Annotated in this window: 14 protein-coding genes and 1 pseudogene; 9 read left to right on the top strand and 6 right to left on the bottom strand. The window is 68.6% G+C overall.

The window, feature by feature from the left end:
• Window position 1: 1 nt before the first annotated feature.
• The 3 genes from bla to QH470_RS01135 all read right to left on the bottom strand — a co-directional run bounded on the left by bla (window position 2) and on the right by QH470_RS01135 (window position 2982).
• Window positions 2–952: a class A beta-lactamase gene (gene bla, locus QH470_RS01145; RefSeq protein WP_280270348.1), complete on the bottom strand. Its 951-nt coding sequence runs from the start codon at window positions 950–952 to the stop codon at window positions 2–4.
• Between the two features lie 9 nt (window positions 953–961).
• Window positions 962–1525 (bottom strand): TetR/AcrR family transcriptional regulator, encoded by a 564-nt coding sequence (locus QH470_RS01140; protein WP_280270347.1) that lies wholly within the window; start codon window positions 1523–1525, stop codon window positions 962–964.
• 194 nt (window positions 1526–1719) lie between these two features.
• The gene (locus tag QH470_RS01135) at window positions 1720–2982 is read right to left on the bottom strand and encodes an ROK family protein (protein ID WP_280270346.1); all 1263 of its coding nucleotides are present in this window, start codon (window positions 2980–2982) and stop codon (window positions 1720–1722) included.
• A gap of 441 nt (window positions 2983–3423) precedes the next feature.
• Between QH470_RS01135 and QH470_RS01130 the strand changes: the two genes are divergently transcribed.
• The 6 genes from QH470_RS01130 to QH470_RS01105 are packed head-to-tail and all read left to right on the top strand — an operon-like array spanning window position 3424 to window position 10334.
• Complete coding sequence (locus QH470_RS01130; protein ID WP_400182928.1) at window positions 3424–4203, top strand: GntR family transcriptional regulator; 780 nt, start codon at window positions 3424–3426, stop codon at window positions 4201–4203.
• On the top strand, window positions 4204–4431 hold the full coding sequence (locus QH470_RS01125; RefSeq protein ID WP_187686197.1) for a 4Fe-4S dicluster domain-containing protein: 228 nt from the start codon (window positions 4204–4206) through the stop codon (window positions 4429–4431). It begins immediately after the preceding gene.
• A gap of 36 nt (window positions 4432–4467) precedes the next feature.
• Window positions 4468–5895 (top strand): ABC transporter substrate-binding protein, encoded by a 1428-nt coding sequence (locus QH470_RS01120; protein WP_280270344.1) that lies wholly within the window; start codon window positions 4468–4470, stop codon window positions 5893–5895.
• Window positions 5892–6755 carry an ABC transporter permease gene (locus QH470_RS01115; RefSeq protein ID WP_342228413.1) on the top strand — a complete coding sequence of 288 codons (864 nt, stop codon included), beginning with the start codon at window positions 5892–5894 and terminating at the stop codon, window positions 6753–6755. Before QH470_RS01120 ends, QH470_RS01115 begins: the two co-directional genes overlap by 4 nt.
• On the top strand, window positions 6752–7513 hold the full coding sequence (locus QH470_RS01110; protein ID WP_280270343.1) for an ABC transporter ATP-binding protein: 762 nt from the start codon (window positions 6752–6754) through the stop codon (window positions 7511–7513). Before QH470_RS01115 ends, QH470_RS01110 begins: the two co-directional genes overlap by 4 nt.
• 25 nt (window positions 7514–7538) lie before the next feature.
• Entirely contained in the window at window positions 7539–10334 is a 2796-nt protein-coding gene (locus QH470_RS01105; protein WP_280270342.1) for a fumarate reductase/succinate dehydrogenase flavoprotein subunit, read from the top strand.
• A 25-nt stretch (window positions 10335–10359) separates the two neighbouring features.
• Here QH470_RS01105 and QH470_RS01100 read toward each other — a convergent pair whose 3' ends face one another.
• Both QH470_RS01100 and QH470_RS38060 read right to left on the bottom strand, forming a co-directional pair.
• Complete coding sequence (locus QH470_RS01100; RefSeq protein ID WP_342228412.1) at window positions 10360–11457, bottom strand: TROVE domain-containing protein; 1098 nt, start codon at window positions 11455–11457, stop codon at window positions 10360–10362.
• Between the two features lie 26 nt (window positions 11458–11483).
• Window positions 11484–12011, bottom strand: coding sequence for a TROVE domain-containing protein (locus QH470_RS38060; RefSeq protein ID WP_342228411.1), 528 nt, complete (start codon window positions 12009–12011; stop codon window positions 11484–11486).
• Between the two features lie 577 nt (window positions 12012–12588).
• Between QH470_RS38060 and QH470_RS01095 the strand changes: the two genes are divergently transcribed.
• The 3 genes from QH470_RS01095 (at window position 12589) to QH470_RS01085 (ending at window position 14391) form a co-directional block, all read left to right on the top strand.
• A complete protein-coding gene (locus QH470_RS01095; protein WP_280270341.1) occupies window positions 12589–13482 on the top strand; it encodes a helix-turn-helix domain-containing protein in 894 nt (297 codons plus the stop codon).
• Window positions 13479–13679: a DUF397 domain-containing protein gene (locus QH470_RS01090; RefSeq protein ID WP_280270340.1), complete on the top strand. Its 201-nt coding sequence runs from the start codon at window positions 13479–13481 to the stop codon at window positions 13677–13679. Before QH470_RS01095 ends, QH470_RS01090 begins: the two co-directional genes overlap by 4 nt.
• Before the next feature lie 127 nt (window positions 13680–13806).
• On the top strand, window positions 13807–14391 hold the full coding sequence (locus QH470_RS01085) for a hypothetical protein (RefSeq protein ID WP_280270339.1): 585 nt from the start codon (window positions 13807–13809) through the stop codon (window positions 14389–14391).
• 146 nt (window positions 14392–14537) lie between these two features.
• Here the strand turns inward: QH470_RS01085 and QH470_RS01080 are convergent.
• Window positions 14538–14738 (bottom strand): annotated as a pseudogene (locus tag QH470_RS01080) (hypothetical protein); the annotation flags it as partial.

Genomic DNA, 14738 nt, shown 5'->3' with positions numbered 1-14738 from the left:
GTCACCGATGCAGCTGGGCCGCAACGTATTTCGCGACCTCGGCGATCATGGCGTACGGCGGCGCGGCGTCGAATCCGGCGCGGTCGGTCATGACCGCGAGGACCAGCGGCGCGGAAGCGGGCGGCCACACCACGGCGATATCGTTGGCGCGCCCGTAGTCGCCGTGCCCGGTCTTGTTCGCCACGGTCCAGTCGCCCGGCACGCCGGCGCGGATGGTGTTCGCACCGGTCGTGCTGCGCTGCAGCCATTCCCGCACCAGCGCCTGCTTTTCCGGCGGCAAGGCGTTGCGCAGCACGATCTGCTGGTAGACGCCCGCGATCGCGCGCGGTGTGGTGGTGTCGCGGGGATCACCGGGTGGGTCGCTGTTGAGTTCGGGTTCGTACTGGTCCATGCGGCCGACGGTGTCACCGAGACTGCGCAGATAGCCGGTGAGCTGCGCGGGGCCGCCGATATCGCGCATCAGCAGGTTTCCGGCCGTGCCGTCGCTGTATCTGATTGCGGCGTCGCAGAGTTCGCGCACGGTCATGCCGGTCTCGATGTGGTCCTGCGTGATCGGCGAAATCGAGTTCACGTCCGCCCGCTTGTATCGGACGACGGTGTCGAGATAGGACAGCGCGCGCTGCTCCAGCACCGCCGCCACCGCGGGCATCTTGAACGTCGAGCAGAACGCGAAACGATCGTCGGCGTGATAGGCCAGCGCGACCGCCGTACCGGTCGCCAGCGCGTAAACACCCAGGCGCGCATCGTATTTCCGCTCCAGACCGGCGAAGAACTCCTCGGCCGCCGCCGGGTCGACGCGGGTGCCGGAGACCGGGTCGGTGCGCGTGGGAGTGGTGGTGTTCGCGTCGGTCTCGGCGCACGCCGCGAGCGGTAGCGCCAGCGCGCCCCGCAGCAACAGGCGGCGGCCGATTCCGGTTCGATCGCGCCTGCGCGTTCTCGGTCCTTCGGTCACCGCAGCACACTACCGGGCGCGCAGGCCGTCCAGCACGATGTCCATCGTCCGGCGCACGGCCTGCTCGTACGACTCGTCCGGGCGCGCGTAGATCTGCACCGTCATCAGGCGCGCCATGTCCTGCGCATCCACATCGGTGCGCAGTTCCCCGTCGACCTGCGCTTGCGCGGTGAGCCGGGCAACCTGCTCGGCAACGCTCGCGCGAATTTCGGTGAGGTTCGGATCGGCCCGGATATCGGCGTGCAGGGCCGGTTCGATCGCCGCGGCCGTGGCGCCCAGCCGCAACTCGGCGCATTCGCGCAGAAAACGACGCAGCGCCTGCCAGGCGCCGTCCTCCTCCCGCGCGGCCGTGGCGGCGAGGTCCGCCAGCGCCTGCATATACGCCTGCGCCGCCGCGCTGATCAACGCGCTACGATCCGGAAAGCGGCGATACAGCGTGCCCACGCCGACCCCGGCCTGATCGGCGATCTCCTTCATCGGAACATCGACGCCCTGTTCCCGGAACACGATCTGGGCCGCCGCCAGGATCTGGTCGCGGTTGCTGCGCGCATCGGCCCGCAACTGATCGGCCATGGCCGTCACCTCCCGGAGAGAACTGGACGAATTTCTTCCACTTAGTCTAGCGTGGCGATTCGTCCGAGAACCGGAGGGCGACATGACGAGCAAGGCCGAGACTTCCCCACATTCCCTTCATCCCGGCGCGCGCGAGACTGCACACATTCCCTTCATCCCGGCGCGCTTTTGGCCGGGATGAAGGGAAGAACCCCTCAGCGCGTGGTGCGGATGCTGCGGCGCATGGCGGAGAGGGGGTCGGCGTAAAAGACGCTCAGGGCGGTGACGGCGGCGGCGTGTTCCTGGACGCGACCACCGAAACGGCTGATGCGGAGGTCGGCCGGGGGAAGCGTGGTGCCCTGGGTGAAAGCGCGCACGACGTGGTCGATTCCGGGACGGTAGCCCGTGAATGCCTGCCCGCCCAGCACTACCCGGTCCGGGTTGAACATGTCGCGCACGAGAGCCGCTGTGTGGCCGAGGATTTCGGCCCGCTCGAGCAGCAGCTCACGCGCCGGCGCCGACCCGGACTCGGCGGCCCGGTACAGGTCGCCGATCACCGGACGCCGCGGCGCCTCGCGCTTGGGCACGATGCCCGCCCGCTCCGCACGACTCAGCAGCGCCGCCTCCCCGACCGTGGCCTCCAAGCAGCCGCGCCGGCCGCACTGGCATTCCACATCCGAGCCGGTGGGCAGGTGCGCGATGGAACCGGGACCGTTGGTCGGCGTGTGCACCCGATCGTGCAGAGTCACGGCGACGCCCGCGGTCTCACGGGCGTACACGTACAGGCTCGAGGCGGGCCCCTGCTCCTCCCCGGGGCCGAGCAGCAGTTCCGCGGCGGCCATCGCCTCCACGTGCGCGGACACCGAGACCGGCAGATCCAGCACGGTGCTGAACACCGCGGCCACCGGCGCGGAGCGCCACTCCAACCGCGGATGATCGACGACCCCGGCGGCCGGATCGACCCGCCCGGCCAGCGCCACACCGGTCCACAGCGGCCGCCGCCGCGGCAGCCGGTCGAGGAACGCCTTGGCACTGCGGGCGATGATGGTGAGCGCGGCCTCCTGCCCGGCCTGCGGCGTGGCGATTTCCAGCCCGCCGAGAATGCGCCCCGACAGATCGGCGGCGATGATGCGAGTCACCGTGGCGCCGATGTGCACACCGAGGGTGGCGTAGGTGTCGGTGTCGACCTCGAAGGGCACCCGCGGACGCCCGACGGCGCCGGATGCGGTGAGGTCGGCCCGTTCCCGCAACAGCCCGGCCGAAAGCAGCGCGGAGACCTGTCGGTTCACCGTCGCTATGCTCAAACCTGTTGTCTGCGCGGCGGTATCGCGGAAGATGGGGCCGCGGGTAGCGGCCCGGAGCACCGCGGCCGCCGGGTTGTCGGCGATGCGGAGTTCGGGCGGGACGGCCGGGCGGGGGGCGGCGACCCGGGTGGAGAGAGACTGTGTGGACTGTCGCTCGAGGGTGGGGCTCGTCATGTGCGGATCCTTGCTGTGGTCCCGGGTATGCCCGGGACAGGTGGAACGAGAACAGCAACAAGGCAGCGAGAAGGGCCCGGCTCGGAAACGAGAGCGGCGGTTCTCAGCTGCGCGGCAGGGAGCAACACAGCTCCCGCTGCCGCGGCAGCCGCACACCGAGCGCGACGGTCACATAGGTGACCTGGGCGGCATTCGGTCGGCTGGAGGACATGCCATCAAAGCTAACATCCCATGTATCGAGGATGCCAGACCAGGTGGTCTGCATCCATTTGACTCACCCTGATTCGAACTCAGGCCGCAGCCGACGCAGGTGGCGTAATGGCTGGAATCACTGTGATTCGAGCAGTACGCCGCACTCCTCAGGCGGCGGATAACCGACGTCACCACTACCGCCCGGAAGCGATCGCCCGGCCCGGACGCGGACCCCCGTTACAGTCACTTATCGCAGGTCAAACGGCGAAAGGAGACGAGGTGACGCCGCAGCCATCGCGCCGCGCGGACCGCGCCCGCCAGGTCGCCGACGTACTGCGCCAGCAAATCCATACCGGCGCCTTCGACCGCGCGCTGCCCGGCGAATCGGAGCTGGCAACCGAATTCGACGTCTCGCGCAATACGGTCCGCGACGCGCTGGCCCTGCTGAAGGACGAGGGCCTGATCGAGCGCGCCCCCAAGGTGGGCACCCATGTCGCCCAGCGCAAGTACGACCACGGCCTGGACGCGCTGCGCGGCCTGAAGGAAACGCTGCGCGAGCACGGCGAGGTCCGCAACGAGGTGCGCGCCGCCCGCAGGATCGCCCCGCCGCCCGCGGTGGCGCGCCGGCTGCGGCTGGAGCCCGGCGAACCGGCGGTGTACCTGGAGCGCCTGCGCTACCTCGGCGACCTGCCGCTGAGCCTGGACCTGACCTACCTGGTACCCGACATCGGCGATCAGGTGCTCGCCCGTGATCTGGAGACCAACGACATCTTCGCGCTGATCGAGCAACTCGACGGCCGCCCGCTCGGCTCGGCGGATCTGGTGCTGGAGGCCATCACCGCCGACGCCCATTCGGCGGCCACCCTGCAAGTTCCCGAGGGCGGCGCGCTGCTGCTGCTCGAACGGCTCACGAAGCTCGAGGACGGCCGCCCGGTCGATCTGGAGTACATCCGGCTGCGCGGTGATCGAATCACCATGCGCGGCAGCCTTGTTCGCCCCATCGACAGCCCCGATTGGAGGTTGATCTGAATGGCTCTGGTCGGTCAGCGCGCCGATGTCCCCGTGACGATCGACGAATCGCTGTGCATCCAGGGATGCACGCTCTGTGTGGAGATCTGCCCGCTGGACTCGCTGGCGATCAATCCCGACAACGGAAAGGCGTACATGCACGTCGACGAGTGCTGGTACTGCGGGCCGTGCGCGGCCCGCTGCCCCACCGGCGCCGTCACCGTGAACATGCCGTACCTGCTGCGCTGAAACATCCACCGCGGCCCCACCGTTCGAGGAACACTCATGAAGTACCGTCGTGCCCGATTCACCGCGGTGGCCGCCGTGCTGGCGCTCGTCGCCGCCGGTTGCTCGCTCGAGCAAGCCGCCTCCCGCGACACCGTCAAGGTGGTCGTCGGCTACCAATCCAAGACCATCAACACCGTTACCGCCGGAACCCTGTTGCGCGCCAAGGGTTTCCTGGAGCAGCGCCTCTCGAAGCTGACCGCCGACGGCGGAAAGAAGTACCAGGTGGAGTGGCAGGACTACGACACCGGCGCCCCGATCACCGCGCAGATGGTGGCGGAGAAGATCGACATCGGCTCGATGGGCGACTACCCCCTGTTGATCAACGGTTCCCGCACACAGGCCAACGAACGGTCCCGCACCGAGTTCGTCTCGGTGACCGGCTACCAGCCGCGCGGCTCGCTGAACATGATTGTGGTGAACCGTGATTCGCCGGTGCAATCGCTGCACGACCTGGCCGGGAAGAAGGTGTCCTCGAGCGTCGGCTCGGCCAGCGACGGCCTGCTGCGACAGGCGTTGAGCCGCGGCGGAATCGATCCGAAATCGGGTGTCGAGGTACTCAATCAACAACCGCAGATCGGCGCTTCCGCCTTGGAATCCGGTCAGGTGCAGGCACTTTCGCAGTTCGTGGCGTGGCCGGGCCTGCTGGTCTTCCAGGACAAGGCCGAGCTGCTGTTCGACGGCGCGGAACTGAACGTACCGACCTTCCACGGCGTGGTCGCCCGTCGCGACTACTCGAACCAGCACCCCGAGGTCCTCGACGCCTTCATCCAGGCCCAGCTGGACGCCACCGACTTCCTGCACCAGCGCCCGCTGGAGGCGGCGAAGCTGGTCGCCGACGGCTCGGGACTGCCGCAGGAGGTCGTCTACCTCTACAACGGTCCCGGCGGCACCTCGTTCGACACACCGCTGAAGCCGCAGCTCATCCAGGCGTTCAAAGGCGATGTGCCGTACCTGAAGTCGATCGGTGACTTCGCCGATCTGGACATCGACGGCTTCGTCAACGATGCGCCGCTGCGGAAAGCGTTCGCCGATCGCGGTCTCGACTACAACGCGGCCGTGGGCAATTTCGCCAATCCCGCACCGATCTCGGGGACCGATCCGGTGGCGAATCGTCCGGTCACCGACGCGGCGCTGGCGAGCGAAGTGTGGCTGGACGGCCAGGACACCGCACAACCGGCCGCCGACCCGACCGCCCTGCTACGCGCGGTGAAACAGGCTCGGGCACAGGGCAAGAAGGTGCGGGCGGCCTACGTCCCGGACGCCGAACTGGGCACCCGCTGGTTCGCCGACAAGGCCCTGTGGGTCCGCGCCGGCGACACCTACCTGCCCTTCACGACACCGGCCGCGGCCCAGCGCTACCTCACCGCGCACCCGGGCGGCACGCAGCTGTCCTATGAGCAGGCCGTCGGCGAGGTGCGGTCATGAGCGCGACGACCGTGCGGCTCGACGCCGCGACCGTTCCGGAACGAACGGTCCCGGAGACCGTGACGGCCCCCGCCAGTGCGGCGCGCTGGCGCTCACGACTGGTCCGGGTGCTGTCGGTGGTCGCCGCCATCGGGGTGTGGCAACTGTTGACAGCCAACGATATCCGCCTGTGGGTGCGGTTCGACACGCTGCCGACCGTGACCCAGATCCTCGACGCGCTGCAACGCCAGCTGGGTACCGAGACGTACTGGCTGGACCTGGGCCAGTCACTCGTCCGCATTCTCAGCGGGTTCGCGCTCGCCGCCGTACTGGGCGTGGGAACCGGTGTGGCACTGGGGCGTTCGCAAGTATTCGCGAACATCGTCGGCCCGCTGACCGAGTTGGCCCGCCCGATTCCGGCCATCGCGATCGTGCCGGTGGCGATCCTGATGTTCCCCACCGACGAGGCGGGGATCGTCTTCATCACCTTCCTCGCGGCCTTCTTCCCGATCATGGTCAGCACCCGGCACGCGGTGCGGGCGCTGCCCACGATCTGGGAGGAGTCCCTGCTGACCCAGGGCGGCACCCGCTGGGACGTGCTCTGGCGAGTCGTGTTGCCGGGCAGCCTGCCCGGCGTGTTCAGCGGGTTGTCGGTCGGCATCGGGGTGGCGTGGATCTGCGTGGTCTCGGCCGAAATGATCTCGGGCCGACTGGGTGTCGGCTACCGGACCTGGCAGGCGTACACCATCGTGGACTACCCGAGCGTGTTCGTCGGCATCATCACCATCGGCGTGCTCGGGTTCGGCACCTCCGCCGCGGTGGAACTGCTCGGCCGCCGGTTCACCCGCTGGCTGCCCCGCGTCTCGGAGGGAACGAAATGAGCGGCGACGCGACGAGCCTGCGGCTGGACCGGATCGAATTGGGTTATGCCGGTGCGCCGGTCGTGCGGGACCTGACGCTCGAGATCCGTCCCGGCGAGATCCTGGTGCTCACCGGCCCTTCCGGTTGCGGCAAGTCGACGGTGCTGCGCGCGCTGGCCGGGCTGCTGCCGCCGCGCTCCGGGCGGGTGCTGTCCGACGATATCGAGATCACCGGACCGTCCCGCGACCGCGCGATGGTGTTCCAGGACAACGCGTTACTGCCGTGGCGCACCGTGCGCTCCAATATCGAACTGGCGCTGCAGCTGCGCGGCGAGCCGCGGGCCGGCCGGCGGGCACGCGCCGAACGCTGGATCGCCGAGGTCGGCCTCGCCGGATTCGGCGACTACCTGCCCAAGAGCCTGTCCGGCGGTATGCGGCAGCGGGTGCAGCTGGCGCGCGGGCTGGCCGGGGCGCCGCGCGCGGTGTTGATGGACGAGCCGTTCGGCGCGCTCGACGCGCCGACGCGGGCCACCATGCAGCGACTGCTGGTCGACACCTGGCAGGCCCACCCGGCGACCGTCGTATTCGTCACCCACGATGTGGACGAGGCGCTGCTGCTCGGCGACCGGATCGCCGTCCTCGGCCGGGCCGCGCAGCCGCTGCGGGCCTTGTTCGAGGTGCCCCGCCCCCGCGAAACCACCGTCGACCGATCCGGCGTGCGCGCCGAAGTTCTTGCCGCCCTGGACTACTCGGGCGACTTCACCGCGTCCGTGCGTTGATCCCTTCTCTCCGGAGCATGTGCTGATGAATATCCCCGACCTGTCCGAGACCACCCGCGTCGACTGCGATGTGCTGGTGATCGGCGGCGGCACGGCCGGCACCATGGCCGCGCTGACCGCCGCCGAGCACGGCGCGAACGTCCTGCTGCTGGAGAAGGCGCACGTGCGGCACTCCGGTGCGCTGGCGATGGGCATGGACGGGGTCAACAACGCCGTCATCCCGGGCAAGGCCGAGCCGGAGGACTACGTCGCCGAGATCACCCGCGCCAACGACGGAATCGTCAACCAGCGCACCGTGTATCAGACCGCGACCCGTGGCTTCGCGATGGTGCAGCGGCTGGAGCGGTACGGGGTGAAGTTCGAGAAGGACGCCTACGGCGAGTACGCGGTGCGCCGGGTGCATCGGTCCGGGTCGTACGTGCTGCCGATGCCCGAGGGCAAGGATGTGAAGAAGGCGCTGTATCGCGTTCTACGGCAACGGAAGATGCGTGAGCGCATCCGCATCGAGAACCGGCTCATGCCGGTGCGGGTGCTCACCGACGGTGGCCGCGCGGTCGGCGCGGCCGCATTGCACACGCGCACCGGCGAGTTCGTGGCCGTCGGCGCGAAGGCGGTCATTCTGGCGACCGGGGCCTGCGGACGGCTCGGCCTGCCCGCGTCCGGATATCTCTACGGCACCTACGAGAATCCGACGAACGCGGGCGACGGTTACGCCATGGCCTATCACGCCGGCGCGGAGCTGTCGGGCATCGAGTGCTTCCAGATCAATCCGTTGATCAAGGATTACAACGGTCCGGCGTGCGCCTACGTGGCCAACCCGTTCGGCGGCTATCAGGTCAACGCGCAGGGCGAGCGGTTCGTCGATTCGGATTACTGGTCCGGGCAGATGATGGCCGAGGTGAAGCGCGAGATCGAATCAGCCAGGGGGCCCATCTATCTGAAGGTGACCCATCTGCCGGACGAGACGCTGACCGCGCTCGAGGGGATTCTGCACACCACCGAGCGGCCGACCCGAGGTACCTTCCACGCCAACCGCGGACACGATTACCGCACCCACGACATCGAGATGCACATCTCCGAAATCGGTTTGTGCAGTGGGCATTCGGCGTCCGGCGTGTGGGTGGACGAGCACGCTCGCACGACGGTGCCCGGCCTGTACGCGGCGGGCGACCTCGCCTGCGTGCCGCACAACTACATGATCGGGGCGTTCGTCTACGGCGATCTGGCCGGGGAGCACGCCGCCTCCACCCTCGCCGATCTGCCTGCTCCGCAGGAACTTCCGGCCGACCAGCTCGCGGACGCGCACGAACTGGTCTACCGGCCGCTACGCAGCCCGGACGGCCCGCCGCAACCTCAGGTGGAGTACAAACTGCGGCGCTTCGTCAACGACTATGTCGCGCCGCCGAAGACGGCGACCAAGCTGTCACTGGCCGTGGAGACCTTCGAGCGCATGCACCGCGACCTCGCCGAAATGGGCGCCACCACACCGCACGAGCTGATGCGCTGCGCCGAGGTGTCCTTCATCCGCGACTGCGCGGAAATGGCGGCCCGGTCCTCCCTGACCCGCACCGAATCACGCTGGGGCCTGTACCACGAGCGTGCCGACCTGCCCCAGCGCGACGACACGGAGTGGCGCTACCACCTCAATCTGCGCAAGGGCGCCGATGGGATGGAATTCCTGAAGCGGCCCGTCGCACCGTATTTCGTGCCGGTGCCGGAATTCGAGACGGTGCCGTCCACGGATGCCGTCGAGTCGGTGGCTCAACCGGCGATCGTGACCGGGCCGCCGCAGGTTCACACGGCTACGGCGCGGGCGGCCCAACGCGCCGAAGACTGGTCGGCAGCCGACACGAAAGATGCTGCGGCGCCGCGCATTGCCGGGCTGCTCGCGCTGGACGCCCCCGCGGTCGAGGACCTGGCTCCCTACCTGACCGATCCAGAACCGCAGGTGCGTGCCACCGCCCTCTCGGTACTCACCGAGGAGACACCCGACGGCTTCGCCGACCACTTGATCGCGGCCCTCGGCGACCCCGAGGCGACGGTACGCGCGGCAGCGATCTCCGGCCTGCGCGAACTGGTCGAGATCCTCCCTACCAGCGGCCGGCAACCCGCTCGAGATCAGGCCGACCGCCCCACCACAGATTCGACAGACAGCTCTCGACCGGCTGCGGTGCGGACAAGCGAGGACACCCGGCCGGCCGGAAATGGGCTGGCGGCGTTCGTGGACTCGGCCGATCCCCTGGTGCGGGCCGCCGTGATCGATCTGCTGCGCGCGCTGCGGTCCGGCGATCCGGACCTGTTCGGCAAGGCGGTGGTCGACCCCGACTACCGGGTGCGGATCGAGGGCGTGCACGCACTGGTGTCGCTGGACGACTGGCCCGCCCTGACCACCGCGGCGCACGACGAGAACCGCGAGGTGCGTATCGCGGCCGCCAAGGGCCTCGCCACGGTCGGCCTGGGCGGTTCGGACACCGTGCGCGCCCTCACCGCCGACCGCGACCCCCTGGTCCGCGCCGCGGCACTGTCCGCCCTCGCGGCACTGGGCGGCGACGACGACACCGCCACTCTCATTGCCGCACTGAGCGATTCGGCCTGGCAGGTCCGCGAGGGCGCGGCCCGCGGCTGGGCAGGCCGCGCCCCCGAGGCCGCCGCCGAAGCCCTCGCCCCCGCCCTCACCGACCCCCACCCCGACGTCCGCAAGGCCGCCGTCCTCACCCTGAGCACCTGGCCCACCCACCCCCAGGCCCGCGAAGCCCTCGCCCCCGCCCTCTCCGACACCGACGCCGACGTCCGCGCCTACGCCCGCCGAATCCTCGACTGACAAGGAAGCGGCCCTCGCGAGCGCCTCACATCCCGATCGCGAAGTCCGACAGGAGAGTCGGGACCGCGGAGTCGAAGCCGGCGATGTCGAGCATTCCGGCGTCGGAGGGGTCGGCGATGGTGAGGCGGGTCGCGGTCATCCCCAGGACCACCAGCTTCGCGGCGGGGTTGACTTCCCGGCGGTAGCGCTGAAGGGCCTGGTGCGGGTGGATGCGGCCCGCCCACGTCTCCGAGTCCGTGTATACGGCGAAGACGTCGACGTGCAGCTTGCGCTCCAGCGCGTACAGCATCGGGAGCGAGCAGTCCGTGCCACCGAACGGCAGGTTGCTCACCGCTCGGATCGCGTCGTCCAGGCGCTGGCGCGGGCTGATCGACAGCGGCCGCAGCGCGGTGTCGAAACCCCGCCCGCTTCGGCTCGACGTGAATCCCACGATCTCGCACGAGGATTCGACGTTTGCCGTCACCAGCGCCAGTGCCGCCGACGCCTCCCGGGCGGTCAACGACAGACCCGAAATCGCCGCGGTCATCGACCCCGACACATCCAGGGCCAGCAGGTGCCGCTTCCCCGTGGCCGCCACGGCGCCGAACGCCGCGTAGAACGCCGCGTCCAGGGCAACCACGATCGGCCGGGACGGCTCCCACGCGGCTGCCCCGCGCGCCGATCGCCCGGACGCGTAGGTGCGGAGCGCGACGAGCACATTGATCGGGTGAATCCGTCCCTGCCGCAGCCGCTCCGGATCGGCCAGCTGCCCCGCCACCTTCCCGGTGTAGGAACCCAGCGGTGCGAGCAGGCCGAGGCGAGTCAGGCGCGGCAGCTGGCGCAGCAGCGCGGTCTGCGGAATACCGTTGTCCAACAGCGCTTCCCACACCGCCACCGCATCGAGCGCGGCGTCAGGCAGCATCTCCCACGACAAGCCGTACTCGCGCACCAGCCCCGGGATCTCCCGTACCGGCGCAGACCGCGCGCGCTGGAAACCCTCCACCAGACGCAGGCCGGAGCAATCACCGGGCGGCGGTGTTCCGCGGACTATCCACTCGAACAGCGCCTTCCGCTGCGGGTCCGACGTCCTCGGATGCGACAGGCGCAGCAGATCCCGGTGGGTCCACGCGTTTGCCGTACCCATGGATCCTCCGATCTTCGTATGGTGAGCTAGCTTCTGCTCCGGTACTTCACGACCTGATAGGCCAACGCCCCGACGGGCTTGTCCAGGTACCAATCCCCCACCGCGCGACGCAATCCCCGCCCCCAGCCACGGAACTGCTCGCTGTATCGGGCGAACAGGAACAGGTGTGTCCCGGTCCGGGCGACGAGCGGCAGCGCGGCGAGCGCGGTGCGACGGCCCTCCTCGTCACCGAGGGAGGCCGCGGCCGCCAGCGCGAACAACGCCGGATGCTGCCGCGGCGCGCGACCGGCGGTCGATATCGCGACCACCTCGGCCACCAGGTCCGCGGTGCGGTGGCGCGCGAACTCCAGCACCACCTCCGCGTTATCCTTCGTAAGCTCCTGCGCGCCAACGTAATAGGTGCCGCCATCGGTCCCGAGCAGTAGGAATCGACGCAGCCTGACCTCCGGCGTCACCTCGAAGGCGAAGCCACCGGCCTCGTTGCGGACCTGACGTGGATCGGCCGGAACCGACTGCGCGGTAGCACGCAGGTGGATCCCCCGCAGCGCATCCATGTCGACCTCGTTTCCTACCTCGGGGCGTGCACAGCGAGGGGCGGGCATGTTGTCCGAACCGGGTTAGACGTGCGTCTCTACCAATTCGACCACGAAAGGCATTGCCTTCCGGCGGGACTCGAACCCGCAACTACCTCATGGGTAACCCGTTCCGATAACCGATCCGCTCCGGCCCGCCACCTCGTATTCGCTGTACTCGTTCGACTGTAGAGACCGGTTTTCCTGTGCACCAGCGATTTTCGGCGTACGGTGGTCTGGTCCTCCTGTTCGGCGTTCCGCCGGGTGTCTCAGCAACTGGTCGAGTCGGCTGATTCATCGGGTTCCTCGGTTCGTCGTCGGTCTGGGCGCCCGGCCCCAAGGAGTAGGGGGGTTCGGGAATCGAATCCTCTGCGCGGATCCCCTCGAGCACGCTCGCCAGCACAGCTCAGAGGCGGCCGCACCATTTGGTTTTGCGGGGAATTCACTCGAAGCGAGCTATTTCGCCAGGGTGGGGTCCGAGAACGACGGAAAAAATATCCGAGATTCCCCGCGGTGACACCCGAAACCTGAGCTCCACTCATCCAGAGCAGGAGGGTCGATGACCGAGAACAGCTCCAGCACATCCGGCTCCACAGTCCCCCGGCGCCAACTCGGGCGCTACTTGCGCGATCTACGACAGCAAGCCGGTATGACCATCGCCGAGGTAGCCCGGCTCGTCCAGCGGGGCGCGTCCTCGGTGCAGCGTCTGGAGGCCGGGACGAACGAGCGCATCCGACTGTGTGACGTCGAGGAGATCTGCCGAGTCGTCGGGGCGGACGAGACGACCACGGAAGCATTGAAAGGACTGGCACAGCAGGGTAGTTCGAAGAGTTGGTATCACCAGTACGGGGATTTGATTCCAGCCAGTTTCGACGTCTACATGGGTTTGGAGTCGGCGGCGGCTTCGTTGAGCTCTTATCAAGAGCTGGTGCCCGGACTGCTTCAGACCCCCAGTTACGCACAGACATTGAACCGAATCGGCCATCCGGACGAATCCGACACCGAGATTGCTCGCCGCGTCGAGATGCGGATGCGGCGACAGATCCTGATCACCCGCAAGTCTCATCCGGCCGTCATTGACGTCCTACTCGCCGAATCGGCACTGCATCGGACGGTCGGTGATCGGAAGATCATGGCCGCCCAGTTGCGGCATCTCGCCAATATGAGCACGCGGTCCAATGTCACGGTCCGCATCTTGCCCTTCTCAGCGGGCATCCCGCTGGGTGAGCTGACCGGCCCCTTCACGGTGCTCGACTTCCCGACCGGCCCGGACGGGCGTCGGATCGAGCCTTCAGTGGTCTATGTCGAGGGCTACCGAGGTGCGATGTACTTCGAAGAACAGGAGGATGTACTGGCTTATCGCACCGCGTACGAGGCGCTCGGGCGTGTAGCGTTGTCGCCAGAAGCAAGCAGGAATCTGCTCAGGAAAACAGCAAGGGAGTATGCGGCGTGAACGTCGATCTATCTGATGCGCGCTGGTTCAAGAGCAGCCGTAGCGGAGCCAATCAGGACTGCGTAGAAGTAGCATTCCTCGACGGCGACCATATCGGGCTCCGCGACTCCAAGAACCCGAGCGGGCCAGCCCTGATTTTCGCGCCCGCCGAGTGGGACGCCTTCGTCGCGGGCACGGCGACAGGCCTTTTCGGCTGACGCGGCCCACCACTGGCGGCAAGTTGGAGCCGCCGAAGTAAATTCGTTGCGACCTTTGGGCGGCCCTGCCCCACCGCGTGTGGAGCAGGGCCGTTCTCGTACGAGCCGAGGAAGGACACCCGCCGACGTGACGACCGGCCCGGTCACCATCCACTACCCGAACGACGAAGCGATCCGCGACCTCACGCACTGGATGCTGGACCAGCATCGAGAATGGGATTCGGCACCGATGTTCTTCGGATTCGCCGCCGACGCGGGCGGCGAGATGACCGTCACCGCGGGACCGCTGGAGAACGAGGAGACCACCGAGTCGGCGATGCATCCCGTGCATCTCCGGGCCGCCCATCTCAAGCACACCGGAATGCCGCTGTGGGGCTTCGGACTCGTCTTCGAAGGGTATTGCGAGGAATTCACGCCCGAGGAAACCGCCTCCGGCGAAACGCGCCGCATCATGCTCGAGGGCCGTCTACCCGATCGCCCCACCGCCGAGGAAATGGCCAACGCCGTCATCTACGACGCCCGCGGCAACGAATGGGTCGCCCTGACCTACCGCTATCTCCCCGAACGCGGCGTCTCCGACCTCTTCACTCCCGCAACGGCTTTCACCAAACCACCCCTGGGCCTCTCCGGCTACCTCTGGTCGGCCGCCCTCCTACTCGACCCGTCCAATCGCCTTCGCGTCCTGGAGATCATCGCGGCCGACGAGGAGTAGTCCCGGCCTACGCGGACACAATCCGCACCGGGGCGGCGAATTTCGCCACCTCCCGCACGATTGCGACCGTTCAGGCCGGATGCACCCGACCAGGGCCGCCCAAGTCCGCAACCGACGGCGCGCCGCGGAATGCCGACGGCCAGGAATCAATCCCGAAACCGGAAGAGGAAGCCCAGCGCCAAGCCGAGCAGCAGGGGCAGCCCATGGTTGTCGCGCAGCAGCGTGTCGACCACGGCTAGCACCGGCGCCACATACAGCACCGGCCGCGCCGGGGGGGGCCGGGGGCCGCGCCCCGGCGCGCGCCCGGCGCGCGCCGGGGGGGGCGCCCGGCACCCCCCCCCCCCCCC

It is taken from the genome of Nocardia wallacei (genome assembly GCF_029868745.1).
Taxonomy (GTDB): Bacteria; Actinomycetota; Actinomycetes; order Mycobacteriales; family Mycobacteriaceae; genus Nocardia; species Nocardia wallacei_B.
The sequence above is the reverse complement of the archived record's forward strand: the minus strand, read 5'-3'. Positions and strand labels throughout refer to the sequence as shown.